Annotated in this window: 21 protein-coding genes; 16 read left to right on the top strand and 5 right to left on the bottom strand. The window is 37.2% G+C overall.

Going from position 1 to position 25,562, the window contains the following annotated elements; all coding sequences use genetic code 11:
• The first annotated feature begins 437 nt into the window (after positions 1 to 437).
• The 9 genes from AN161_RS13040 (at position 438) to glpK (ending at position 10,929) form a co-directional block, all read left to right on the top strand.
• Positions 438 to 1,364, top strand: coding sequence for an NAD-dependent epimerase/dehydratase family protein (locus tag AN161_RS13040; RefSeq protein ID WP_053594790.1), 927 nt, complete (start codon positions 438 to 440; stop codon positions 1,362 to 1,364).
• Positions 1,365 to 1,636: 272 nt separating this feature from the next.
• The gene (locus AN161_RS13035; protein WP_053594810.1) at positions 1,637 to 1,948 is read left to right on the top strand and encodes a helix-turn-helix transcriptional regulator; all 312 of its coding nucleotides are present in this window, start codon (positions 1,637 to 1,639) and stop codon (positions 1,946 to 1,948) included.
• 372 nt (positions 1,949 to 2,320) lie between these two features.
• Positions 2,321 to 3,484, top strand: coding sequence for an MFS transporter (locus AN161_RS13030; RefSeq protein WP_053594789.1), 1,164 nt, complete (start codon positions 2,321 to 2,323; stop codon positions 3,482 to 3,484).
• Between the two features lie 170 nt (positions 3,485 to 3,654).
• Positions 3,655 to 4,932: an ATP-binding protein gene (locus tag AN161_RS13025; protein WP_053594788.1), complete on the top strand. Its 1,278-nt coding sequence runs from the start codon at positions 3,655 to 3,657 to the stop codon at positions 4,930 to 4,932.
• Positions 4,929 to 5,504 carry an RloB family protein gene (locus AN161_RS13020; protein ID WP_053594787.1) on the top strand — a complete coding sequence of 192 codons (576 nt, stop codon included), beginning with the start codon at positions 4,929 to 4,931 and terminating at the stop codon, positions 5,502 to 5,504. The genes AN161_RS13025 and AN161_RS13020 overlap by 4 nt, the downstream gene beginning before the upstream one ends.
• Before the next feature lie 467 nt (positions 5,505 to 5,971).
• Positions 5,972 to 7,615, top strand: coding sequence for an FAD-dependent oxidoreductase (locus AN161_RS13015; RefSeq protein WP_053594786.1), 1,644 nt, complete (start codon positions 5,972 to 5,974; stop codon positions 7,613 to 7,615).
• 127 nt (positions 7,616 to 7,742) lie between these two features.
• Positions 7,743 to 8,306: a glycerol-3-phosphate responsive antiterminator gene (locus AN161_RS13010; protein ID WP_053594785.1), complete on the top strand. Its 564-nt coding sequence runs from the start codon at positions 7,743 to 7,745 to the stop codon at positions 8,304 to 8,306.
• Positions 8,307 to 8,461: 155 nt separating this feature from the next.
• Entirely contained in the window at positions 8,462 to 9,265 is an 804-nt protein-coding gene (locus AN161_RS13005) for an MIP/aquaporin family protein (protein ID WP_053594784.1), read from the top strand.
• A gap of 167 nt (positions 9,266 to 9,432) precedes the next feature.
• Positions 9,433 to 10,929: a glycerol kinase GlpK gene (glpK, locus tag AN161_RS13000; protein ID WP_053594783.1), complete on the top strand. Its 1,497-nt coding sequence runs from the start codon at positions 9,433 to 9,435 to the stop codon at positions 10,927 to 10,929.
• A 936-nt stretch (positions 10,930 to 11,865) separates the two neighbouring features.
• Here the strand turns inward: glpK and AN161_RS12995 are convergent.
• The gene (locus tag AN161_RS12995; protein ID WP_053594782.1) at positions 11,866 to 12,555 is read right to left on the bottom strand and encodes a hypothetical protein; all 690 of its coding nucleotides are present in this window, start codon (positions 12,553 to 12,555) and stop codon (positions 11,866 to 11,868) included.
• Between the two features lie 261 nt (positions 12,556 to 12,816).
• On the opposite strand from AN161_RS12995, the gene AN161_RS12990 reads away from it, so the two are divergent.
• From AN161_RS12990 to AN161_RS28850, 3 genes are read left to right on the top strand one after another with little or no spacing between them, the layout of a single operon-like run.
• Entirely contained in the window at positions 12,817 to 14,898 is a 2,082-nt protein-coding gene (locus AN161_RS12990; protein WP_053594781.1) for a catalase, read from the top strand.
• Positions 14,899 to 14,941: 43 nt separating this feature from the next.
• Positions 14,942 to 15,538 carry a hypothetical protein gene (locus AN161_RS12985; protein WP_053594780.1) on the top strand — a complete coding sequence of 199 codons (597 nt, stop codon included), beginning with the start codon at positions 14,942 to 14,944 and terminating at the stop codon, positions 15,536 to 15,538.
• A gap of 59 nt (positions 15,539 to 15,597) precedes the next feature.
• A complete protein-coding gene (locus AN161_RS28850) occupies positions 15,598 to 15,912 on the top strand; it encodes a hypothetical protein (RefSeq protein WP_143114788.1) in 315 nt (104 codons plus the stop codon).
• 57 nt (positions 15,913 to 15,969) lie between these two features.
• Here the strand turns inward: AN161_RS28850 and AN161_RS12980 are convergent, their stop codons facing one another.
• The gene (locus AN161_RS12980; RefSeq protein WP_053594779.1) at positions 15,970 to 16,518 is read right to left on the bottom strand and encodes a hypothetical protein; all 549 of its coding nucleotides are present in this window, start codon (positions 16,516 to 16,518) and stop codon (positions 15,970 to 15,972) included.
• Positions 16,519 to 16,639: 121 nt separating this feature from the next.
• Between AN161_RS12980 and lpdA the strand changes: the two genes are divergently transcribed.
• Complete coding sequence (lpdA, locus tag AN161_RS12975; RefSeq protein WP_053594809.1) at positions 16,640 to 17,974, top strand: dihydrolipoyl dehydrogenase; 1,335 nt, start codon at positions 16,640 to 16,642, stop codon at positions 17,972 to 17,974.
• A 348-nt stretch (positions 17,975 to 18,322) separates the two neighbouring features.
• Here lpdA and AN161_RS12970 read toward each other — a convergent pair whose 3' ends face one another.
• The 3 genes from AN161_RS12970 to AN161_RS30145 all read right to left on the bottom strand — a co-directional run bounded on the left by AN161_RS12970 (position 18,323) and on the right by AN161_RS30145 (position 19,935).
• Positions 18,323 to 19,009, bottom strand: coding sequence for a YjjG family noncanonical pyrimidine nucleotidase (locus AN161_RS12970; RefSeq protein ID WP_053594778.1), 687 nt, complete (start codon positions 19,007 to 19,009; stop codon positions 18,323 to 18,325).
• 414 nt (positions 19,010 to 19,423) lie between these two features.
• Complete coding sequence (locus AN161_RS30335) at positions 19,424 to 19,747, bottom strand: hypothetical protein (RefSeq protein WP_053594777.1); 324 nt, start codon at positions 19,745 to 19,747, stop codon at positions 19,424 to 19,426.
• Positions 19,748 to 19,779: 32 nt separating this feature from the next.
• Positions 19,780 to 19,935 (bottom strand): hypothetical protein, encoded by a 156-nt coding sequence (locus AN161_RS30145; protein WP_198926879.1) that lies wholly within the window; start codon positions 19,933 to 19,935, stop codon positions 19,780 to 19,782.
• 210 nt (positions 19,936 to 20,145) lie between these two features.
• Here AN161_RS30145 and AN161_RS12960 point away from each other — a divergent pair, with 210 nt between their 5' ends.
• The 3 genes from AN161_RS12960 (at position 20,146) to AN161_RS12950 (ending at position 25,434) form a co-directional block, all read left to right on the top strand.
• Complete coding sequence (locus AN161_RS12960; protein WP_053594776.1) at positions 20,146 to 21,534, top strand: aldehyde dehydrogenase; 1,389 nt, start codon at positions 20,146 to 20,148, stop codon at positions 21,532 to 21,534.
• A 476-nt stretch (positions 21,535 to 22,010) separates the two neighbouring features.
• The gene (locus AN161_RS12955; protein WP_053594775.1) at positions 22,011 to 23,477 is read left to right on the top strand and encodes a UDP-N-acetylmuramoyl-L-alanyl-D-glutamate--2,6-diaminopimelate ligase; all 1,467 of its coding nucleotides are present in this window, start codon (positions 22,011 to 22,013) and stop codon (positions 23,475 to 23,477) included.
• A 379-nt stretch (positions 23,478 to 23,856) separates the two neighbouring features.
• Positions 23,857 to 25,434 carry a peptide chain release factor 3 gene (locus tag AN161_RS12950; protein WP_053594774.1) on the top strand — a complete coding sequence of 526 codons (1,578 nt, stop codon included), beginning with the start codon at positions 23,857 to 23,859 and terminating at the stop codon, positions 25,432 to 25,434.
• The last annotated feature ends 128 nt before the right edge of the window (positions 25,435 to 25,562 follow it).

Genomic DNA, 25,562 nt, shown 5'->3' with positions numbered 1-25,562 from the left:
CGCTTCGCTTTCGCACAGATAAAACATTGTTGCTGCCGCTTCGCTTTCGCACAGATAAAACATTGTTGCTGCCGCTTCGCTTTCGCACAGATAAAACATTGTTGCTGTCGCTACGCTTTCGCACAGAGCAAAGCTTCCTGGGGGCGTCCGATGAGCCGCTTGGGCCAACAGATGTTTTTTGCGCGAAAGCGTAGTGCTAACGTAGCGGCAGCAGCACGACGTTGGTCACGAAGGCGTTATCACAGGACGTGATGGTTTTAGCCTTCGTTCCTCTATCGCTGATCCCCAAGGAGTCGTCCAGCCTCCAATCCAATCAACTTATATTTATAGGGCATACATTTTAACAAATGTCATCTGATGAGCTAATAAATAAGTTATTTGCATAATTTTAGTAATTACTGCATATAAATCATCATATTGTTTTTGGGGGCGATGGGATGAATGTATTAGTGACAGGTGGTTATGGTTTTATTGGTAGTGCAGTGGCGAGGCGTTTCTTTAAGGAAGGTGCAAATGTTTATATTATTGATAATTTAAGCACAGGTCATTTACGCAATGTTGACTTTAAGCATAAATCTTATCTTTTGAATGTAGAAGATGAAGTTTGTGAGCATCTTTTTAAGGAAATATCATTTGATGTGGTCATCCATTGTGCAGCGCAAACAAGCGTCCAAAAATCAATGCAAGAGCCAGTGAAGGATGTTTTAACGAATATTGTAGGCCTTAGTCAGATGCTCTTCTTATCGTCAAAATATAAGGTAAAGCATTTCGTTTTTGCCTCTTCGGCAGCTGTTTATGGTGATAGTCACTATCCACCACTAGAAGAAACAGATGTTAGTGAGCCGATTTCTATGTATGGATTAAATAAAAGTATTGGTGAGACATACTGTGAAAAATGGCAAAAAGATTATCGCTTACCAACATTGATTTACAGATTTGCTAATGTATTCGGCCCAAGGCAATGTATGCAGGGGGAAGCGGCAGTTATTCCTAGCATGCTAAGAAGCAGTATTGAAGGAAAGGCATTTACGATTTATGGAGATGGAGAACAGACACGAGATTTCATTTATGTAGATGACATTGCAGATGCTATTTATGCTGGTGTACAGGCTAGATTACAAGGCATTTATAATGTATCAACGAATGAGGCTTGGTCGATACATCAAGTCATTTTATTATTACAGCATTTAAATCATCCTTTAGAAATCCAATATGTTCCTGCAAGAGAGGGAGATATTGAGCATTCGTTTTTAAATAATGAAAAATTGGCGAAGGCAATAGGGTGGAGACCAAAAACTTCTTTTTCGGAAGGCATAGAGCTGACATTGCAGGCATTACAAAATGAAAAAATAGTGGAAATCTAGTTTAACAACGCCAAGGGACAATGAACCTTGGCGTTGATCTTTAATTACAAATCTTTAAATGAAATAACTTTAAAATAGAGTTAATAAAAATAAATAAGGAATCTAAAGTGATACCACAACATGATAGCTTAAGCTTATTGATTAGAAAATATTATAATTAAGGAGAGCTAGGTAATCTTATGCAATTAAAGGTATGGATTTTGGAATTGACAGATAATTACAACTTTTAAAGCTTCGTTTACAAATCTATAAAAATAGATATAATGAATTTTATGGAACCTTCACAAATCTATAAAGCATTATCAAACGATACAAGACGTCAAATTTTATTATGGTTAAAGAATCCAGAGGAATTTTTTGATGAAAAAATTTATTTACAACAAGGGATTAGTTTTCAAATTGGTGTATGTGTAAGAGATATCCAATTGAAAGCAGGACTGGCACAATCAGTTATCTCAAATTATTTATTAACTATGCAGCAAGCTGGATTATTACAATCCGAGCGAATTGGAAAATGGACTTATTATCGTCGAAATGAGAAAACAATACAAGAATTTCGCGAGTACGTTCAAAAAGAATTATAAATAGAAAGGAGGTTTCTTTTTTTTGGCACAACAAATCTAGTTATACAGATATATAGATTTGTTTTTATGGAGATGTTTTATACCTAGCGTGTTGATTAATATAGGTTTATTATTGAGTGATAAAAGGATTTTTTTGTTGATATTTTGCTAATGTATGTCCATTTTAACTGATTGTAGCGTAGGGCTACTCGAGTGCTCCTGTCGCTTCGCTTTCGTCGCTCACCCGCAGGAAAGCGAGTAGCCCGTAGCTGAAATCAGAGCCTTCTAATTAATTATGATGGATAAAAATGGTTAATCAACACACCTAATTTCATACCTATTAAGTTATTCAATTCTTTTTTATTATTTCAGTTTCAGATTGGAGATTTTTTAATGAAAAAAAGAAATTCTTTACTTATTTTTATACTAGCAATAGGTGTATTTGGAATTATTACGACAGAAATGAGTATTGTCGGGGTATTACCACAAATAGCTCAAAAATTCGACATTTCAACTGCACAAGCCGGTTTGTTAGTAAGTATTTTTGCTTTAGTTGTTGCTATCTCTGGACCGTTTTTAATATTACTTGTGTCTGGGATTAATCGTAAGCTACTTTTATTAGCAACAATATTTATATTCGCTATTTCTAATATTGTTTATGCTTATACTACTCATTTTGAAGTTATGCTTATTTTTCGTATAATACCTGCAGCACTTCATCCTCTCTTCTTTTCAATAGCTCTTGTAACTGCAGCTAATCTAGTCCCTTCAGAAAAAAGCAGTCGAGCAGTTACTAAAGTTTTCATGGGGATTACGGTTGGTTTCGCGTTAGGTGTTCCATTAACTTCTTACCTTACGGAACAGTTTTCATTAGAAGTTGCTTTCTTGTTTGGAGCGATTGTAAATGCTGTAGCCTTTATAGGAATATTAATTTTGTTACCTTCTATGCCTGTTAAAGAAAAAATGTCTTTTGGCAAGCAAGTCGGTATATTACGAAAAACAGAATTATGGTTAAGTATAGTAACTGTTGTATTTATTTTTGCAGCCATGTTTTCGGTATACAGTTATTTTGCTGAATACCTTGCAAAAGTCACTCACATGAATGGCTCCTTGATTAGTATTATGTTGCTATTATTTGGTGTAATTATGATTTTAGGTAATTCTTTATTTGGATTTCTTATACAAAGAAACATGTTGAAAACTGTAATATCATTTTCAGTACTATATTTATTCGTTTACTTACTCGTTTATTATTTAGGTTCTTATTTCGTCCCAATGATTTTTATGGTGTTCATTTGGGGAATCGTACATTCTGGCGGTTTAATCGTTAGTCAGGCATGGTTAATAAGTGAAGCTAAAGAAGCCCCTGAATTTGGTAATAGCCTATTTGTTTCATTTTCAAATCTTGGAATTACTTTAGGAACATCTATTGGAGGTTGGTTTATTTCTCAATTAGGAATTCATCAACTTATTTGGAGCGGTATTATTTTTTCACTGCTTTCTTTATTGCTGATTATCATAAAAATAAAATTTTTCAACTCTAGTGCTCCAGTATAATTGAAATAATTTCATTACAACGTACGAATTCCTAAATGCACCAAAAACGAGAGACTGTAATTAACTATTGGTGCTAAAGATGTATTCTACATAGCCGATATGTCTTTTTTCGCGGCTATAGTATAATAATTGTTTAAAGGAATGTTGCGGAATTGAACGGGGGCTTATATATGCTAGTAGAGTTTAGAGTGAAAAATTGCTTAAGTTATAAGGATGAAACGCTATTTTCGATGGTGGCGGGAAGCCGTATTCGAAAATTAAAGGACACACATACGATGAAATTTGACTCATTTCGCCTTGTAAAAAGTGCCTTTATTTTCGGACCAAATGGAAGTGGAAAATCGAACTTATTCACTGCTATTAAAGTGTTGCGTTCTTTGTTGTTTAACTTTGAAAATCTTAATAATGTTAAACAACTACGTTTGCCCTACCAGCCGTTTAAGTTAGGAGGTCAGCAGGAGAAACCGACAGAATTTATGCTTTCATTATTACTAGATGGGGTACTGTATGATTACGAGGTACAGTATAATGCATCACAGGTACTTTATGAAGGCCTAACTAAAACGACAAAATCCTTGAAAGAGAAGCTCTTTAATAGACAATGGGATGGGACAGAATATTTGTATGAAACTGCCGAAAGCACAGCGCTAGAGCTGACAAAATATACGCGTAATAATACAGCGTTCTTATCAGTATTAAATGTCTTTAATGACCCAGACGCTACGAAAATATTTGATTGGTTTTTACATAAAATACTGTTTTTAGATGAAGCAAATCGGTTATCAAGTCATCCGCTTATTCGTAAACTTGAAGAGGAGCCATTTAAGAAGGAAGTCATTAAGTTACTAAAGATTGCAGACTTTTCTATTCAAGATGTGACAGCAAGACGAGTTGAGCGTAGAGAGAAAAATACCATTGGCTATGATTTTGACACGCCCGAGGTTATTCAAGAGGTGGATGTCGATTTGCACTATTTGTCGTTCGATGAAGCAGGTGCGCCGATCGGGACAGAGACGATCAATTGGACGATGGATTCAAAGGGTACAGTCCGTATGCTGCATTTAGCATGTATCATGATAGATGCATACAATAAAGGAAAGACTATCTTTATAGATGAATTTGATACAGCATTTCATGTGTCTATCTGCGAATTTTTAATGGCCATTATGAACAGCAAGCGTAATGTTACAAATCAATTTGTTGTCACAAGTCACGAAATTGATTTATTAGATCAGTCACTCCGTTCCGATCAAATATGGTTTGTGAATAAAAGCTTTAAAAATGAATCCGAGTTATACTCCTTATTTGATTTTGCAGATTTGCAGAAGAAACGTGGAGATATTTCCTATGCTAAGCGTTACTTAAAGGGAGAATTCGGGGCAACACCGGTTATTAATGAATATTTATCCGATCAATATTTAAAAGAAGTGGAGGTATCCGAGCAGTGAGAGTACGTCAACAAGGGAATCGAACACTGCGTAAAACAATTTTAATTTATTGTGAAGGTGAAACCGAACGCATTTATTTTGAGCAACTGCGTATTTTAAAGCGCTCCAAAATGGTAAGTGTCAAAATAAAAAACGTTAAGCGTTCGGCTATTAAGCTTGCCCAGCATGCCTATCGAGATTCAAGCTATCAATATTTTGATGAGGTTTGGATTGTTTTTGATAAGGATGATTTAACCGAAAAGCAATTAGAGGAAGTGAATGACTTTTGTGAGGAGAATAATATTCATATTGCCTATTCAAATGAAGCGTTCGAATTATGGCTACTGTTGCATTTTGAAGAGGTCGATATATCTGAAAAGTATCCTCGTGCAGTATTAAATGACAAGATGGAGCAGCATCTTGGAATAACACGTTATTTTCGTCATAAAGCGGATGAGTCAGTCATTGCACCTATCGCACTTCGACATGAGGTTGCTATTAAAAATTGCACAGATATGATGGCACTTCGCAAGACAGAAAGCCGTGACAATCCTTATTGCAACATACATGAAATGATAAAATACATATTTTAATGCCAATTAGCAGATTTTATATAACTTAATGGATAATCTGCCACTTTTACATCTCATCACAAAAGGTGGGAATAACAATTATTAAAAGTATGACATATATTAAGATGATCTTCGTTACGACTGGGCGACTCCTTTCAATGCGACGATGACAACTAAGATTTATTTATCCACTACTCAAAAATGTAGATAAATAAATTTCTTGTAATGGGGAATAAATAACATCAGAAGCCATGACAATTGAACAGTACATATGAACGTTCTAAACCTATAAATGATTGAAAAGTGCATGTTGTATTTGTATTATTTAGCCTATCTAACTTGCCTTTTCTTTCTAAACACATTACAATGGAGTTAAGTTAATATAAGGTTTGAGCGATTGAGAGACCATTAAAAACATATGTACATTTTGTACATGTGCTTTTAATGGTCTCTTCTTTTTCGTTCTTAAATTAAGGAGGAATTTCATTATGAGTACGGCTTCAGCAACACAACGTCAACAAACGATTGAAGAATTACAAAGTAAAGAATACGATTTATTGGTGATTGGTGGCGGTATTACAGGTTGTGGTATCGCACTTGATGCAATTGCTCGTGGACTATCTGTAGCGTTAGTTGAAATGCAAGACTTCGCTGCTGGGACTTCTAGTCGTTCGACAAAATTAGTGCACGGTGGACTTCGTTATTTAAAACAATTTGAAATAAAAGAGGTTGCAGAATTAGGGAAAGAGCGTGCGATCGTTTATGAAAATGGACCACATGTAACAACGCCGGTTTGGATGTTACTTCCATTCCACAAAGGAGGCACATTCGGTAAATTCTCAACGAATGTTGGCTTACGTGTCTATGATTTTTTAGCAGGGGTTAAACGTTCTGAGCGTCGATATATGTTAAATCCCGCAAAAACGATGGAAAAAGAACCTTTGGTCAAAGCTAAGGAATTACGTGGCGGTGGTGTATATGTAGAATATCGTACAGATGATGCACGTTTGACAGTCGAAGTTGCTAAAGCTGCTATTGAAAAAGGTGCTACACTCATTAACTATACAAAGGCAGAAAACTTTTTATACAATGAAGAAAAGAAAATTAATGGTATCGTAGTACAAGATTTGATTGCCCATAACGCATTTAATATTCGTGCAAAAAAAGTTGTGAATGCTGCTGGTCCATGGGTAGATGAAGTTCGTACTATTGAAGGGAAACAAAATGGTAAGCACTTAATTTTATCAAAAGGTGTGCACATCGTTTTTGATGAATCAAAATTTCCACTACGTCAAGCTGTCTATTTTGATACACCTGATGGTCGTATGGTGTTTGCGATTCCTCGAAATGGGAAAACGTATGTTGGAACAACAGATACATTTTACGAAGGCGATGCCCGTGAAATGAATATCCATCAAGAAGATCGTGATTATATTATGAAGGCAATTCATTATATGTTCCCAAAAGTTAAAGTCACTGATGCAGATATCGAATCTAGCTGGGCAGGTGTACGCCCATTAATTCATGAGGAAGGTAAAAATCCATCTGAAATTTCTCGTAAGGACGAAGTATGGGAATCACCTTCGGGTCTTGTGACAATCGCTGGCGGTAAATTAACAGGTTATCGTAAAATGGCTGAAACAGTTTTAAATAAGATTGCCCAAGATTTAGAGAAACGCTTTGGGATTTCATCAAAACCATGTCATACAAAGAATATTCAAATATCTGGTGGAGATGTTGGAGGCTCCCAAAACTTAGATGCCTTCGTGTCAAAACGAACAAAAATGGGTGTCGATATCGGATTATCAGAAGAGGAAGCAAAACATTTAGCACATCATTACGGTTCTAATGTGGACACAGTTTTTGAATATGCCAAAGAAAAGCATCCTGTTTTACCACAAGGGCTATATGCTCAGCTACTGTATGGTATTCATCATGAAATGGTTGTTCATCCAAACGACTTTATGATTCGTCGTACAGCATATATGTTCTTTAATATCGACCTTGTAAAACAATATAAAGATGCGATATTAGATGAAATGGCAAAACAATTACAATGGTCTCCTGAACAACGTACACAATATGAAAAAGATTTAAATTTAGAAATAACAAGAGCTACTACTGCATTATAATAAAAATGAAGGTCGTCTTCATGGCGACCTGACTTTTTAACTTCTTTCAGCGGGTGCCCAAACACCCTGAAATATAGGGAATCAGTCTAAGAACACCACGTCCTGTGGCATATAAAGGGGGAATCAAATGAATTTCAATAATCAACAAATTATTCCCGCTGCACGAACAGTGAAGCAATTTGATGAAATATTAAATAGTCGATTCGAATACATTGTTCTATTAGAAGTGCATATTAGTTTGCTCATGTCGATAAAACGAGAGGCGGATCGGAACGGTAAAAAATTAATTATTCATGCAGATTTAATTCATGGCTTAAAAACGGATAACTTTGCAGCTGATTTTTTATGTAATGATATCCGTCCGGCAGGAATAATTTCCACTCGCTCTAATATGTTAATAAAAGCAAAAGCTCGTGGGATTATTGCTATTCAGCGTGTCTTTTTAATTGATACGATCGCGCTTGAAAAAAGCTTTTCAATGATTGAATCAGCAAAGCCAGATTATATTGAATTATTACCAGGTATCATTCCTTCTATGATTTCAGAAGTGCACCAGCGTACAAAAATTCCTGTTATTACAGGTGGACTAGTCCGCACGGCTGAAAGTATAGAGGAGGCTTTATCAGCTGGAGCAGTAGCGATTACAACTTCAAATAAGAACTTGTGGGAAAATTTCCAAAAATATTGTTGACTATGTATACTATTTTCTCTACACTGTACATAAGTTAAAAAGCGCGTGGTTAGGAAAAGGAACCCACATTTATTCATCTGCATTATAACGTGCAGCTTGTTTAAGTGTGGGTTTCTTTTTTTACTAAGTGCACTATTACAAAGGGGGGTTCTTGTATGTCAACATTTACAGCTGAACTTGTCGGCACGATGATTCTTATTTTATTCGGTGGTGGCGTTGTTGCAGGTGTATCACTGCACAAATCGAAAGGTTTTGGTGGTGGATGGGTAGTGATTACATTCGCTTGGGGTCTAGGCGTGGCTATGGCTGCATATGCTGTTGGTGGTATTAGTGGGGCTCATTTAAACCCTGCATTAACGATCGCACTTGCTACAATTGGTAATTTCCCATGGGAAGACGTGCCTACTTACATTGCTGCACAATTGATTGGTGCATTTTTAGGTGCGGTACTCGTTTATTTTATGTATTTACCACATTGGAAGGGTACGAAAGATCCGGAAGCAAAACTGGCTGTATTTTCTACAATGCCTGCTATTAAACATCCATTATCAAATTTAATTTCAGAAATGATTGGTACATTTATACTTGTTTTAGGTATTCTAGCATTAGGTACAAATACAATTACTGATGGCCTGAATCCATTTTTAGTTGGTATGTTAATTGTAGTCATCGGGATGGCATTAGGAGGTCCTACTGGTTATGCAATTAACCCTGCTCGTGATTTAGGTCCAAGAATTGCTCACTTTTTCTTACCAATTCCAGGTAAACGTGACTCAGGATGGTCATATGCATGGGTTCCGGTAGTTGGTCCAATTATCGGTGGTACATTTGGTGCCCTATTTTTCCAACAAGTTTTTGAGGGGGAAAATAGTATCGCATTTTGGATACTAGCTATTATCGTAGTTATTATTTTTATCAGTGCTCAAATGACAGTGAAAAATGTTAAAAGTGAAGCGTAAATCAATTATGCCTCGGCATAATTGCGTCCGGAATCGGCTTTGTGCTAGCACAAAGAACTCCTTTCCGATTCTGTGACATCCGCAAAGAACATTTGTAGCTGACGCTTTGCTTTCGCTACAGAAAATAAATGCTGAAAGAAATAAAAAATTATTTGGAGGTATGTACGATGTCAGAAAAAAAATATATTTTAGCTTTAGACCAAGGTACAACAAGCTCACGTGCTATCTTGTTTAATGAAAAAGGGAGCATTCTCCATGTTGCACAACAAGAATTCCAACAATATTTCCCACAATCTGGATGGGTTGAACATCACGCAGAAGAAATTTGGTCTTCCATTCTTTCTTGTATCGCTACGGTGCTTTCTGAAAAAAATATTGATTCAAATCAAATTGCTGGGATCGGTATTACAAACCAACGTGAAACAACAGTTGTTTGGGACAAAAATACAGGAAAACCAATTTATAATGCGATTGTCTGGCAATCACGCCAAACGAACGCTATTTGTGAGGAATTGAAAGAAAACGGTTACAATGACTTGTTCCGTGATAAAACAGGTTTATTAATCGATGCTTACTTCTCAGGAACAAAAGTAAAATGGATTTTAGACAATGTTGAAGGTGCTCGTGAAAAAGCAGATGCAGGCGATTTATTATTCGGTACAATTGATACGTGGTTAATATGGAAGTTAACAGGTGGTAAAGTACATGTTACGGATTATTCAAATGCTTCTCGTACATTAATGTACAACATTTATGATTTAAAATGGGATGAGGAAATATTAGACATTTTAGGCGTTCCTGCTTCTATGCTTCCTGAGGTTCGTCCTTCTTCAGAAGTATATGGATATACGGAGGAAGCGCTGTTCTTCGGCTCAGCTGTTCCGATTGCAGGGGCTGCGGGTGATCAACAAGCTGCACTATTCGGTCAGGCTTGCTTTGAGGAAGGTATGGTTAAAAACACTTACGGTACGGGCTGCTTTATGTTGATGAATACTGGTGAAAAGGCAGTGAAATCAGAAAATGGCTTATTAACTACGCTTGCTTGGGGCTTAAATGGCAAGGTAACTTATGCTTTAGAAGGAAGCATTTTCGTAGCTGGCTCTGCTATTCAATGGTTACGCGATGGCTTACGAATGTTCCGCTCAGCTGCTGAATCTGAGCAATATGCTGCACGTGTAGGTTCGACTGATGGAGTTTATGTAGTTCCTGCATTCGTTGGCTTAGGAACACCTTATTGGGATTCAGATGTACGAGGCGCTGTCTTCGGTTTAACTCGTGGTACATCTAAAGAACATTTTGTGCGTGCAACACTAGAATCGTTAGCTTATCAAACAAAAGACGTACTTGGTGCAATGGAAGCGGATGCAAATATTCCACTAGCGAAATTACGTGTGGATGGTGGTGCTGTTGCAAACAATTTCTTAATGCAATTCCAATCAGATTTATTAAATGTTCCTGTTGATCGTCCGGTCATTAGCGAAACAACAGCTTTAGGTGCAGCGTATTTAGCAGGCTTAGCAGTTGGCTTCTGGAAATCAACAGATGAAATTAGTGAGTATTGGAATTTAGATCGTCAATTCACACCTAATATGGATGTCTCGCATCGTGAAGAAGCTTATGCAGGCTGGAAAAAAGCCGTGGCAGCTGCTCAAGCGTTTAAATAATAAAGATAGTTGAATAGAGATGAAAAAACCTTGATAGGCTGATTTGAAGCGGATCCAAGTTGTTAGACAAAAATCTAACTGGGGTTACTTCATTGGCCAATCAAGGTTTTGTTTTAGGTAAACGATTAGAATATGTAGAATAAATTCTGTAATTACCGGATTTTGCATTCGCTTTTTTAGAGAAGCAGCATCCTAGGTTTCCCTATTCTGTAATCGTGTTTGGAATTGAATTTAGCAACGCAATGGTTTTAGTTACCCTTCTTTTAGCACACCTAAATATTTGGGTATAATTAGGATTGTTTTGTCCATCAACCTGTCCAGTTAAGAATATATAAAGGATAACTTTTTAATCATTGAGTTGCATATGCAGCTCTTTTTTTCTATATTGAACTTACAGAGCAGGGTAGTTCAACAAAAGGATATGTTATGGTTAAAGATATGAAATAACAAGTAAGAGGTAGGTCTACAGTGATCTGTCACATCGGTATGAACAATTGGAGGGCACACCTCTATGGGAAGCTATTAATAAAGGATTAAATGACCTTGTAGAGATTAACGATATTGAAGAAACGACAAGCAGAGAATACATAGTCGGCTACCTTTGCAAATTGATAAACGAATTAGTATAGGTTGAATAACAACAATCTTTTAGAAAATAGCTAAAAAAAGCATTCGGTTAACATATTTGTGCCGAATGCTTCTTCTTATTTAAAAATCTTGTAAATAAAATCTAAAGTGGAAGAATGTTTTTTGATTTCATATTCTGTAAATCCAACCGAGTCATTTGAACCTTTTTTAGAAAAATATACTCTATTGAAGCTTTTGGCTTAATCGTCTTTTCGAATAAAGTAAAAATAGAGTTTAAATCTTTTTCTAGATTAATATTATCGGAATCAAAAGTGATCGTTCGTTTTCAATTAACTCTTTTTCAGATTCTTATTTTTTATTTTCATAAAAACCAGTGATGCCTGGGTTTGCTTTTTTCATTTCCAGCAAAAATTCTTCTTTTGTATTTACATCCTTCAACTTTTTTATATCTAATACAAGGGATCCTCTGTCATTTAGTTCTCTCGTATCTGAGACAATAATAAGGTCAAATGACGCACCACTTTGTTTTATTAATTTATGAACTTCGTATAAGCGGTCAAAATCTTTTTCTTCAAAACTCTTAATATCCAAATGAGAAGTAGAATATAAAAAACCCCAAATATCATCTTTCACTTCGCTAAAAAACACTCTAGGTTCATCATTAAATGATTCGTTGAATCCAAGTTTTTTGATTTCTGGAATAACTTCATCTAATTTGTGTAGTTCCGTATCCGCTGCTAATGCGGTTGAATAATTGTCTCTAATTAAATGTTTATTTCTGTAATTCAATTTAGGCTCATCTTCCGCTGAATACGAATTTACTACAACAGTAAATTCTAATTCTTGATGGTCAACAGGAGAAACAACGTATGAATCTTTACCTAATTCTAACGAATTTTTATCCGAACTTTTTATTACGATGTCAAATCCGTGTGTATCTTTCACATAATCCTTAATTAATTGATCGTTAGAAAGAGAATTACATGCACCTAAAATCATTACTAAAAATAAAGAAAACATCATAAATACTTTTTTCAATTTTTGTCCCCCGATTAAATTGCAAAATTAAAAAGTAATAGTAATTATAGCAGAGGAATATCTTTTTAAAAATATTTGCTAACAATAATAAGAAAGTAAAATGAGGGTTCTATGATGTAGCGACTTTTTGTGCTAAAGGGACAGAATAGTTATTTTGTCGTAAATCAAGAAATAATTGTGAAAGTTCTTCTATAGCAACGCCTTGAAGCATGTTTATTCCATAAAAACATATAGTATATATTGAGAATTATGAGTATTGGAATGAAAGGGGATTGCGTGGATAACTCTAAGTCGAATCAGCGCGAAAATTTAGACGAGAATGCAAAGGATCAGCAGCTAGAGCAGTTTCGTGTCGATAATGATGGGAAAAAGATGACGACGAATCAGGGGTTAAAAGTTTCGAATGATGAGGATTCGCTGAAGGCTGGGATTCGTGGACCAACCATTATGGAGGATTTTCATTTTCGAGAAAAAATAACACATTTTGACCATGAACGTATTCCAGAACGTGTTGTACATGCAAGGGGCTTTGCGGCACATGGGGAATTTGAGCTGTATGAGTCAATGACAGATTATACAAGGGCAAGCTTTTTACAGGACCCAAAAAAGAAAACACCTGTTTTTGTAAGATTCTCGACTGTGGTTGGAAGTTTAGGGTCAATGGATACTGCACGTGATGTTCGTGGTTTTGCGACGAAGTTTTACACGGATGAAGGCAATTATGATTTAGTTGGTAATAATATACCTGTTTTTTTTATTCAGGATGCCATTAAGTTTCCTGATTTAATTCACGCGGTAAAGCCTGAGCCTCACAATGAAATGCCACAAGCAGCCTCAGCGCACGATACATTTTGGGATTTTGTGGCGAACAATCAGGAAATTGCGCATATGATTATGTGGCATATGTCTGATCGAGCAATACCTAGAAGTTTTCGAATGATGGAAGGCTTCGGTGTTCATGCTTTCCGTTTCGTCAATGATAAAGGAAAGTCGAGATTTGTGAAATTTCATTGGAAGCCTGTGTTAGGTGTTCATTCACTCGTTTGGGATGAAGCGCAAATCATTGCTGGAAAGGATCCGGATTTTCAACGACGTGATTTATGGGAATCAATTGAGATTGGCGATTATCCAGAATATGAGCTTGGTGTACAAATGCTTGAACCAGAGGACGAATTTAAATTTGATTTTGATATTTTGGATGCAACAAAGCTTTGGCCTGAAGAGATAGTGCCAGTTAAAAAGATTGGAAAAATGACCTTGAACCGTAATGTGGATAATGTTTTCGCTGAAACAGAGCAAGTCGCCTTCCACCCTGGAAATGTTGTACCAGGCATAGATTTTACAAATGATCCACTTTTGCAAGGGAGGCTATTTTCTTATTTAGATACACAGCTAATACGTCTAGGGGGACCAAACTTTTCTGAAATCCCGATTAACCGACCCGTTTGTCCATTTCATAACAATCAGCGCAATGGCTTTAGTCGGCAAACAATTAATGTAGGAAGAGTGAGCTATCATAAAAATTCCTTGGCCAATAATACACCATCAACATCTACTGCAAGGGAAGGTGGCTTTGTCCATTATGAAGAAAAGGTTGAAGGACGTATCACACGAGCACGGAGTAAATCGTTTGATAATCATTTTTCACAGGCAAGGCTGTTTTGGAATAGTATGTCACCTCCTGAAAAACAGCACATCATTGATGCCTTTAGCTTTGAGGTAGGGAAGGTAAAAAGTAAGTCCGTTCGCCAACAGGTGGTCGATATGTTTGTCCGTGTTGATAAAGCAATGGCAACGACTGTGGCCGATAATATTGGTGTTAATCGTCCAAAAGGAGAGCAAATAAATGTCACGCTATCCTCACCTGCCCTCAGCCAGGCTAATACAATAAAAGTACCTCAGACACTTAAGGTAGGCGTGTTAATAGGTGATGGATTTGACGCAAATGAAGTTGGAGAAGTGCTGAAATTTTTAACAAGACAGGGTGTTCGATACAGTATTATTTCCGACAGATTAGGGATTGTTACTAGCAGTGATGGCATACAGTTAACGGCAAGTGACACATTTATTACTACTGATGCGGTACTATTTGACTCGTTATATGTTGTAGGCGTAAAAGCAAAGAATCAGGCAAAATTTAATTCGCATATTGTTAATTACATCAATGAATCATATAGACATTATAAACCGATTGGCATAGCTACATCTGGAACGATATTTTTCAATATGTCTAATGCCAATGTAGGGCCAGGAATTGTGTTGGCAACTGGCGATAAAAATTTTGCTAAAAAATTTGTAAATGCCATTGCCCAACAACGCTTTTGGCAACGAAATATTTATTAACCTTACATTGTTTCCGCGCAAAAGGAGAATATCTTAGGGTAGAGTGAATCCCCGCGCGAAGCAAAACGAAAACCCACGGGAGCAGAGCGAATATCCGCGCGGAGCAAGGAAATACCCGCGGAAGCAAAGCGAAAACCTGCGGCAGAGAGAATACCCGCGGAAGCAGAATGAATACCCGCGGAAGCAAAGCAAATACCCGCGGAAGCAGGGTGAATACCCGCGGAAGCAAAGAGAATACCCGCGGAAGCAGGGTGAATACCCGCGGAAGCAGAGCAAATACCCGCGAAAGCAGAATGAATACCCGCGGAAGCAAAGAGAATACCCGGAAGCAGAGCAAATACCCGCGCGGAGCAAGAAAATACCCGGGCAGAGAGAATACCCGCGGAAGCAAGGCAAATACCCGCGGAAACAGAGCAAATACCCGCGGAAGCAAAGTGAATACCCGCGGAAGCAAAGCGAATACCCGCGGAAGCAAAGCAAATACCGCGAAAGCAAAGCGAATACCCGCGGCAGAGAGAATACCCGCGGAAGCAAAGTGAATACCCGCGGAAGCAGAGAGAATACCCGCGGAAGCAAAGCAAATACCGCGAAAGCAAAGCGAATACCCGCGGCAGAGAGAATACCCGCGGAAGCAGAGTAAATACCCGCGGAAGCAAAGCAAATACCCGCGGAAGCAGAGCAAATACCCGTGAAAGCAGAATGAATACCCGCGGAAGCAAAGAGAATACCCGCGGAAGCAGAGCAAATACCCGCGGCAGAGAGAATACCCGCGAAAGCAGAATGAATACCCGCGAAAGCAAAGCGAATACCCGCGGAAGCAGGGCAAATACCCGCGGAAGCAGGGTGAATACCCGCGGAAGCAGAGCAAATACCCGCGGAAGCAAAGCGAATACCCGCGGAAGCAGAGCAAATACCCGCGGCAGAGAGAATACCCGCGGAAGCAAAGCAAATAAAGAAGCGATACCCCCTTTTACTTCATCCACCATGATAAAAATGCTCGTTTCAAGTATCTAATTCAAAAATAAAAGTCTCTCATTGTTCTATAACGAATAGTGAGAGACTTTTCATTGCTTATTGCACCTTAAATTCTATTGTTGCTGATGGTTTGTATTCTGTTTTTTGTTCATTAGGGTCTTCTGTGTAAAAATCGGTACTCCCATTTACGATATAATGACCTTTTGGAAAATGACCATTCATTGTTTGTTTCATAAATTCAACGAGTTTAGGTTCTGAAAATTCGTCGTACAAGCCTCCACTCGTATAGACTTCTTCATAGGGCACATTTCGTTCTAGAGTACGTGTAATCAGAGGAGTATCCATTCCACTAGGTATTTCAAAATTTCGTGTTGTTTCCTGCAAATTAAATAAAAATGGGGAGCCTCCATGGTAAATAGTTACGTTTTGCGCCTGCCCTACATACGTAAGTTTTGCAGTTATGCTTATTGATTCCCCTTCTGTAAAGGTGGGTTTTGAAATAGAAAGTTCATAAAGAAAATCTCCTTGTTGTGTAGTCGCAGTTTGTGAATATTTCTTACTTGGTGTGGGCTTCACAGCTTGCTTTTCCTGACAGCCAACAACTAGTAGTAGCATAGATATTAACAATAAAAATGTCTTAGGCATACAATCCTCCTTTTACGGCAGTAGACGTTGGAGTAGACAAAATGTTTCTGAATTTCCTGCAAATTATATGCCATTGCATTCAAATTTTGTAAATGCTATGGTGGTAAATGAGGTGAATTTCGTGGAAAAATTTGATATTGCAATTATTGGTGCAGGTCCTGGGGGATATGTTGCAGCCATTCATGCAGCCAAAAGTGGTAAGAAGGTCGCTTTAGTAGAGCGTGATAAAGTTGGAGGGGCCTGCTATAATGTCGGCTGTATTCCTTCGAAAATTTTATTGGAGCATAGTAAGCTCATGCAAGAAATAAAACGTGGTAATGACTGGGGTATTGAAACTCCTACAGTAAATGTGGATTTTCCGCGATTGATGAAACGTAAAGATGCTATTATTAACGAGCTTTTAACGAATATTGAGGGATATATTTTGAGCAATCAAATTACCTTCTATCGAGGAGAAGCGGTGGTAGCTAAGGATTTAACAGTAACTGTAGGAAATGAGACCTTTACTGCAACGGATATTATTTTGGCAACCGGAAGTAAACCATTCGTACCACCGTTTAAAGGTTTAGAGACGTCTTCATATTATACAACGGATACATTTTTTGGTATGGAGGAACTTCCTAAGCAGTTAACAATAATCGGTGGTGGCGTTATTGCAGTGGAGATGGCATTTAGCTTAGCACCACTTGGAACGAAGGTGACGATGCTCAATCATAGTGAGGATATTTTACAGACTGAAGAGCCGGATGCACGACCGATTATTCGAGAAAAGATGAAAAAACTTGGTATTGAGCTTGTGACAGATTTCCAATTTGAGCATTTTAATGGCAATGAAATTCATACATCTAAAGGAATTTATACATATGAAAATCTTTTATTTGCAACAGGTCGGCGCCCAAATACAGAAATAGCTCAGCAATTTGGTCTAGCATTCGATGGTCGATTGATTGCTGTCAATGAGCATCTTGAAACGAGTCAACCACACATTTATGCCATAGGCGACTTAGTTGGTGGTTACCAGCTAGCACATTCAGCGAGCGCAGAAGGAATTCATGTTGTGGATTATATTTTAGGAAATAAGCCAGCACTGATTGATCAAACATCGATTCCTCGCTGCGTTTATACACATCCTGAAATTGCGACATTTGGTTTACTGGAAGAGCAGGTTAAAGAACCTTATACGGTGACTCAAATGCCTTTACATACAAACCCTAAGGCATTAATGGAAGGAAATACAGAGGGCTTTATTAAGCTCGTTGCGACAAAGGAAGGTCGTATTTTAGGAGCATGTGTTGTTGCTGATGGGGCAACAGAAATGTTAAATGCCATTTTAGCTACTAAAAATGCTGGTGGCACTGCCCAGACTCTCGCAAATATGATTTTCCCACATCCTACAGTATCAGAGCATATTGGGGATGCTGCAAAAGCTATTTTTGATAAAGCCATTCACGATTAATGGTCTCAAAAACTACATTCTTCAGCGGAAGGCTATCCTTCTCGTCGATGGAATGTAGTTTTTTACTATTTCGAGATGAATGGAATTTAAAAAGTTTCTTTATTGAATAGGCGCCTTCCAATTATTATTGCAGACAAAAACACACATATTTTTTATATGGTAAATTTTTTCACGAAAATTACAATAAGTCCTAAATTCATTCATATGAAAAAAACTCACGTACATAACGCGAGTTTTCACTATTCTACAATAACAGCTGTACCTTAACTAATACATTTCCCTCTATTTCTTTGGCTTATTGCATAAGACACTTTTCCATCTTTAAAGAGCTAGTGAATAAGATAGTAATTATCGTAAAATTTGATACAGCTCATTAAGACTTTGTATTTCATAAGTCGGTACAATTCCAGTATGATTCGGTTTCTTTGCAGAATTAAACCAACATGTATCTAATCCTGCTAACTGTCCTCCTTTAATATCCGCACTTAAGGAATCACCGATAATTAAACCTTTCTCCACAGAAAAATTAGGAATTCGTGCAAAAACATAATCGAAGTATGCCTTCATTGGCTTTTGATAGCCCGTGTCTTCTGAAACAAAAATATCCTTAAAGAATGAATGTAACCCCGAATTACGCAGGCGTTTATCTTGTGTTTTGGAAACACCGTTTGTAACAATATATAAATCATATTCGCTTTGGAGATCTTGTATTAGTTCAAAGGCTCCACGAATAAGCTGATCCCCTTCTTCTAAATAACTACGATAATTCTGTTCAAACAAAGATCCATCAACTTTTTGGCCGTACTCCTCAAATAAAATTGAAAATCGAGTATTCACTACCTCATCTCGGTCTATTTTTCCTTCTTCAAAGGATTTCCACAGGCCTTGATTTATTGTTTTATAATGTGCTGTAATTTCATCAGTTAAAGGGATTTTTTGTTCCTCAAAGAGTAAATGTAACGCCGTTCTCTCAGCTGCTTTAAAATCTAATAATGTATCGTCTACATCAAATAGTAATGTTTGATATTTCTTCATGTTGCTTCTCTCCCTTTCCTTTATAAAAATATGCTTTTTCTTTTGTTCTCAAATAAACGTATCACTTCTTCTTGTAAAAAGAATAGGAGATATCTCATACAAAATGAGAGGTGAAAAACGAAAAAAATGAGATGAAATTTACAATTATGTACAGCACTTCTACTTTTAAACGTTCGTTTCATTTGATATTTTTCCATATACAGAAGTTCATTCTTTTCAAAAAAAGAATTAATTTGTAACGAAAGAGAAGAATTACTATATATTTATTACCTCATTTTCGGAAAAGCAAAATTATATCTGAGTCATCAAAATGGATACTTGATGGTCGTGCAGAGAAGCCTTTTTTAATTTTTTGTAGGGGAGGTTTCCATCGTGAAAAGAGTATTAGAGTCTGTTTAAAACCATGCTAGTTGATTAACCTGTTTCTTTAAGTTTTTCTGATTTATACCTATTCAGGAGTGATAAGTGATCAAGAAGTAGTAAACGTACAACGGCAGCGAAGAACAGTTTCTCGCACTTTATTATTTTCGATTTTATATGAGTATGTAGCCATTTGAGAAGGACATAAGTGATTAGCGTTTCATAGAACCATGCAAGAGATAAGTGTTCCGCTTCAAAAGAAGCACACCACCAATCTGTGACGCTTTCCCCTAGTCTCCACGCCAACAACTTATATGAATTTGCATACGTTTTAGCAAAGGTCATCCACAATTTTTGGTGAAGTACAAAATAGCGCATTATAGGAAGTAACCTCCTATAACGCGCTATTATTAATTAACTTCAGGTTCTTCTTTTTTCTCAATCGGTGTTGTAGAGAGATATAAGAAAGCCTCATCTTGCAATAGCAATAATTTTTCTTCACAAACACCGTGCGCTAATGGTCCAGAAAAAATAGACTCCCACCAAGTTCCTGTTGTTGTTGTCATTCATCTACGCCCCCGTTTCAAATTTTCAATATGTAGTTGTAAATTTCCCGAAATCACAAAACCGTCTACAGTTCTAACTTATTCTTTACACATCTCCCCATTTAAGAAAGAGGAATTTTGGTTGTCAATGTTGTATCGTATAGACAAAGATAGTTTGTTTCGAAATGAAAAAACTATGTATGCCATTTTAAAAAAAGGGGTGCTTTTATTATGAATTTTACGACACAAGATGTAGAAAATATGATTACAGAGCAACGTCAATTTTATTTTTCTCGAGCGACGAAGAGTACAAAATTTCGAAAAGAGCAATTAATAAAACTGAAGAAATCAATTTTAAAATATGAAAAAGAAATTTTGAATGCTCTACATTTAGATTTACGAAAGAGTGAGTTTGAGGCATATGCAACAGAAATGGGTATTGTTTTAGATAGTATTTCTCATATGGTAAAGCATGTTGAAGAATGGATGAAGCCAGAAGCTGTAAAAACGCCAATTCAATACCAGATGGGGAAAAGCTTTATTGTTCGAGAGCCATATGGAGTGACATTAATCATTGGTCCATTTAATTATCCATTCCAGCTTGTAATGGAGCCATTAATCGGTGCAATTGTAGGTGGTAATACAGCTATTGTAAAACCATCAGAAACGTCTGTGCATACAGCAGTGATTGTAAAAAAAATAATTGAAGAAACGTTTAATCCTTCCTATGTGCGAGTTGTCGAGGGGGAAAAGGAAGAAGTGACGGCACTTATTCATGCATCCTTTGACTATATATTTTTTACAGGGAGTGTGGCAGTCGGAAAAGTTGTTGCAAAGGCAGCAGCGGAACGATTAACACCAATTGCCCTCGAACTTGGCGGGAAAAGTCCCGCAATTGTTGATCAAACAGCTAATTTAGAAGTAGCAGCGAAAAGAATTGCTTGGGGTAAATTTACAAATACTGGACAAACTTGTGTGGCACCAGATTATGTCCTTGTCCAGAAAAATGTCTATGACCGATTTATGAAAATATTGAAAGAAACTATTCGTTCCTTCTATGGTAAAAATGCAATAAAAAGCCCTGACTACGGCCGTATCGTCAATCTAAGACAATTTGATCGTTTACAGCAAATTATTGCAGCAGAACGTGATGCCATTACATTTGGTGGTAGAACAGATCGTGACGATTTATATATTGAGCCTACGATTATTGAGTATGTGAAATGGTCAAGTCCTTCGATGCAGGATGAACTATTTGGTCCGATTTTACCTGTGATGATGTATGATGATTTACCGCTTGCCATTCACCAAATTCGTCAGTTACCAAAGCCATTAGCGGCGTATTTTTTCTCAGAGCATGAAAAAGCTACTCAGTACTTTTTAGAGGAATTACCATTTGGTGGCGGATGTATTAATGATACGATTACCCATGTTGGAAATTTACATTTACCATTTGGCGGTGTTGGACCATCAGGGGCAAAAGCATACCACGGGAAGGCAAGTTTTGAAAACTTTACCCACCCAAAATCTATATTAAAAAAATCCTCGAAGTTAGAGACAAATGTTCTCTTTCCTCCGTATAAACAAAAAGTTAAGCTTGTACGAACTATTATGAAATAGTAAACAGAGGTGTCGGATCACTAAAGATCTTAGACACCTCACTCTTTTTAAACAAGCTCTCCAAGTTGTCGATAAATGCCGATTTTTGATAAGTCAGGTGAATTTTGGGTTTTCGACATAAAAGTTGGAGATGACATTTGTTAAAACGGATGCCATGTATATAAGTTGATTGAGGAACAGCGTCACAGATGAGAAATGAGACCCAAGAGCGCAAGCGAAGTGGCTCATCGGACGCTAACAGTTGGAACGAAAATCGACCCCATGTTATGGTGATGAGTCAAATTTCATTGAAATATTAAAGATATATTAAAATGATAGCGTTTTCATCGAAAAAACGTCTTAAGAGGCATTTTCTTTATGTGCGAATAAGTAGTAAAATAAATTCAATAGAATGTGGGGGTATTCATATTATCATTTTTTGTCGAAAAAACAACAAATGATGAAATGAGTGTAGAGATCGATTGGAGGACTATGAAATGTATGCAGAGGAATTGTTAAGTGCATTACCTTTGAAAAAAATAATTGGAGTACTACCTGACCAAGTAAGTGATATTGTAGTTGATTCGCGAAGTGTGCAACCGAATAGTATGTTTGTTTGTATAAAAGGTTACACAGTAGATGGTCATGACTATGCACAGAAAGCTGTTGATGCTGGCGCGACAATTGTTGTGGCTGAACGTGAATTACCATTAGGTGAATCTATTGCACAGGTCGTTGTGAAAGATACGGATCGAGCAGTTGGCTTGCTAGCTGCAAAATTTTTTGATTATCCATCAAAGGATATGGCAATGATTGGCGTAACAGGAACAAATGGAAAAACATCAGTAACAGGTATTATTCAAAATATAATGCATGGTATGGGCGAGAAATCTGCACTATCAGGAACAATCGGCTTTAATTTAAATGGTATTTTATATGAATCTGCAAATACTACGAGCGATGCATTATCGACGCAACAAATGATTTTCCGTGCAAAAATGGAAGGCTGCCGATTAATGACTATGGAGGTATCTTCACACGGTTTAGCACTTGGACGCCTGGCTGGTGTAGAATATGATGTGGCTATTTTTACAAATCTTACACATGATCATCTTGATTTCCATGGTACGATGGAGGAATATGGCCATGCGAAGGGCTTATTATTCTCTCAACTTGGACAAGATTTAGAAAAGAATAAATTTGTCGTGTTAAATGCTGATGATGCTTGGTCAGAGCGCTATGCAGCGATGACACCATTTCCAGTATGGACATATGGTTTAAATAATGAAGCAGCTGATTTCCGTGCTATTAACTGTGAGTATCATGATTACATGACTTCTTTTGACGTCGAAATGCAAGAGGGAATATATCATGTGACAATGAATTTACTTGGGGAATTCAATATTTACAATGTACTGGCTGCTATGGTCGCTTTTTATGGCCGCGGTTATTCAATGGAAACAATCATTGAGCAAATTGAGCAACTACCACCAGTAAAGGGACGCATGGAAAAGGTTTGCTCAGATTTACCGGTGCAAATTTTTGTTGATTATGCACATACACCTGACGCAATTGAAAAGGCAATTTCTTCAGCTCAACCATATAAAAAAGGCAAGCTTATTTTCCTAGTTGGCACAGGTGGCAATCGCGATAAATCGAAACGTCCAGCAATGGCTGAAAAGGCTTCAGCTGCTGATTACGTTATTTTAACGACAGATGATCCACGCTATGAAGATTACGGTAGTATAACAGGTGATCTTGCCAAAGGGATGCTACATGAAAATTATGCATGTATAGGAGATCGTGCCGAGGCAGTACGTCATGCGATTGAAGTTGCTGAACCAGGGGATATAATTATTTTTGCTGGTAAAGGGCATGAAGATTATCAAATTATTGAGAATACAAAATATCCTCATAGTGATGCAGAAATTGCAATAGAAGCTGGCCATTTAAAATTTGTATAGTCTATAATCTCCAATTAGGATGTTAGAGCGTACTTGATAGTGTAAACGCCATGCAATGATGTGATAAGTTCACGATATTTAGAGAACCTTTTAGTTAGTACTAAGGGGTTTTCTTTTTGGGTTCCAATTGGAGGTAAATGCCCTGACACTCCTGCCTAAAAAATGGGCTAGCCAAGACCCCGTTCTCAAACCGAGGAGGCCTGACAGTCAGTCGGTGGAAAGGGAGAAGAGACCGGAATGTTTTGGATAAGCTACACATTGTGCTTCACCCAAAATATTCAATCTAGAACCTCTTTTTTGGGGAATTCATGTAAAAAGGTTGTAAGAAAGGTGAGTCTTCTTTTATTATTAGTAAGTATGAAAAAAGGAGAATGACGAGATGAGTTCAAATTTAGAAAAAGATATATTATCGCGTCGAACTTTTGCCATTATCAGTCACCCTGATGCTGGGAAAACGACGATTACAGAAAAGCTTTTACTATTTGGTGGTGCGATTCGTGATGCCGGTACGGTAAAAGGGAAAAAAACAGGTAAGTTTGCAACATCTGACTGGATGGAGATTGAAAAGCAACGTGGGATTTCGGTAACTTCTTCAGTTATGCAATTTGATTATAATGGCTCACGTGTCAATATTTTAGATACACCAGGTCACCAAGATTTCTCGGAGGATACGTATCGTACATTAATGGCAGTGGATAGTGCTGTCATGGTTGTAGATGCTGCAAAAGGTATTGAAGCACAAACTTTAAAACTGTTCAAAGTTTGTAAAATGCGTGGTATTCCGATTTTTACGTTTATCAATAAACTAGACCGTCAAGGGAAGGAGCCACTTGAACTGATTGAAGAGCTTGAGGAGGTACTTGGCATTAATGCTTACCCAATGAACTGGCCAATCGGTATGGGTAAAGAGTTTCTAGGTATTTACGATCGATATAATAAGCGTATTGAGCAATTCCGTTCTGATGAAAAAGAGCGCTTCTTGCCAATTGATGATAATGGAGAACTGGCAATCGAGCATCCGATGAAGGTGACTTCTTATTATTCACAAGCAATGGACGACATAATGTTGCTCAACGAAGCGGGTAATGAGTATTCTGAAGAAAAAATTCGTCGTGGTGCATTAACACCTGTTTTCTTTGGTTCTGCTTTAACAAACTTTGGTGTGCAAACATTCCTTGAAACATATTTACAATTTGCACCGACACCACAGCCTCGAATTACTGAGGATGAACAATTTATTGATCCAGTTGAGCATGAGGCGTTTTCAGGCTTCATTTTCAAAATTCAGGCAAACATGAATCCTGCACACCGTGACCGTATTGCCTTTGTGCGTATCGTATCGGGTAAATTTGAGCGTGGCATGAACATGACTTTATCTCGTACAGGTAAATCATTCAAAGTGACACAATCAACACAATTCTTAGCTGATGATCGTGAAACAGTAGATGAAGCTGTTGCAGGCGATATTATCGGTTTATACGACACAGGCACTTATCAAATTGGTGACACAGTCGTAGGTGGTAAAAAGACATTCCAATTTGAAAAATTGCCACAGTTCACACCGGAGCTATTTGTCCGTGTAACTGCGAAAAATGTCATGAAATCTAAGCAATTCCATAAAGGGATTTTACAATTAGTACAAGAAGGCGCCATTCAATATTATAAAACGTTGCATACAGAAGAAGTTATTCTGGGAGCAGTTGGTCAATTACAATTTGAGGTTTTTGAGCATCGTATGAAAAACGAATATAATGTTGAAGTGAAGATGGAGCCAATTGGTTCGAAAATTGCAAGATGGATTGAAAATGAAGAAGAGGTTAAAGAATCGATGTCTTCAGGTCGTTCAATGCTTGTAAAAGACCGTTTTGATAATTTTGTTTTCCTATTTGAAAATGAATTTGCCATGCGTTGGTTTGCTGATAAAAACGAAAACATTGAACTGTATAGTCTCTTATAATAAAAAACACGAATCGACATGTTGCGATTCGTGTTTTTTTACAAGGAAATTTGGAGCTATATGTAGAATATATACAGTATTAGGAAATATAAGCCTGATGAACAGCTTCTAAGGAGCTCATCTCCTAA

The organism is Lysinibacillus sp. FJAT-14222 (assembly GCF_001278875.1).
In the GTDB taxonomy this organism is placed as follows: Bacteria; Bacillota; Bacilli; order Bacillales_A; family Planococcaceae; genus Lysinibacillus; species Lysinibacillus agricola.
This window is presented reverse-complemented; position numbering and strand designations above follow the sequence as displayed.

Excerpts from the sequence above, each read along its gene's own strand:
- AN161_RS12950 (WP_053594774.1), top strand. The coding sequence starts at position 23,857 with ATGAGTTCAAATTTAGAAAAAGATATATTATCGCGTCGAACTTTTGCC.
- AN161_RS13035 (WP_053594810.1), top strand. The coding sequence starts at position 1,637 with ATGGAACCTTCACAAATCTATAAAGCATTATCAAACGATACAAGACGT.
- AN161_RS30145 (WP_198926879.1), bottom strand. The coding sequence starts at position 19,935 with ATGACAACAACAACAGGAACTTGGTGGGAGTCTATTTTTTCTGGACCA.
- glpK (WP_053594783.1), top strand. The coding sequence starts at position 9,433 with ATGTCAGAAAAAAAATATATTTTAGCTTTAGACCAAGGTACAACAAGC.
- AN161_RS13005 (WP_053594784.1), top strand. The coding sequence starts at position 8,462 with ATGTCAACATTTACAGCTGAACTTGTCGGCACGATGATTCTTATTTTA.
- AN161_RS13010 (WP_053594785.1), top strand. The coding sequence starts at position 7,743 with ATGAATTTCAATAATCAACAAATTATTCCCGCTGCACGAACAGTGAAG.
- AN161_RS13015 (WP_053594786.1), top strand. The coding sequence starts at position 5,972 with ATGAGTACGGCTTCAGCAACACAACGTCAACAAACGATTGAAGAATTA.
- AN161_RS12960 (WP_053594776.1), top strand. The coding sequence starts at position 20,146 with ATGAATTTTACGACACAAGATGTAGAAAATATGATTACAGAGCAACGT.
- AN161_RS12980 (WP_053594779.1), bottom strand. The coding sequence starts at position 16,518 with ATGCCTAAGACATTTTTATTGTTAATATCTATGCTACTACTAGTTGTT.
- AN161_RS12970 (WP_053594778.1), bottom strand. The coding sequence starts at position 19,009 with ATGAAGAAATATCAAACATTACTATTTGATGTAGACGATACATTATTA.
- AN161_RS30335 (WP_053594777.1), bottom strand. The coding sequence starts at position 19,747 with ATGCGCTATTTTGTACTTCACCAAAAATTGTGGATGACCTTTGCTAAA.
- AN161_RS12990 (WP_053594781.1), top strand. The coding sequence starts at position 12,817 with ATGAAAGGGGATTGCGTGGATAACTCTAAGTCGAATCAGCGCGAAAAT.
- AN161_RS12955 (WP_053594775.1), top strand. The coding sequence starts at position 22,011 with ATGTATGCAGAGGAATTGTTAAGTGCATTACCTTTGAAAAAAATAATT.
- AN161_RS13025 (WP_053594788.1), top strand. The coding sequence starts at position 3,655 with ATGCTAGTAGAGTTTAGAGTGAAAAATTGCTTAAGTTATAAGGATGAA.
- AN161_RS13040 (WP_053594790.1), top strand. The coding sequence starts at position 438 with ATGAATGTATTAGTGACAGGTGGTTATGGTTTTATTGGTAGTGCAGTG.
- AN161_RS13030 (WP_053594789.1), top strand. The coding sequence starts at position 2,321 with ATGAAAAAAAGAAATTCTTTACTTATTTTTATACTAGCAATAGGTGTA.
- AN161_RS28850 (WP_143114788.1), top strand. The coding sequence starts at position 15,598 with ATGAATACCCGCGGAAGCAAAGAGAATACCCGCGGAAGCAGAGCAAAT.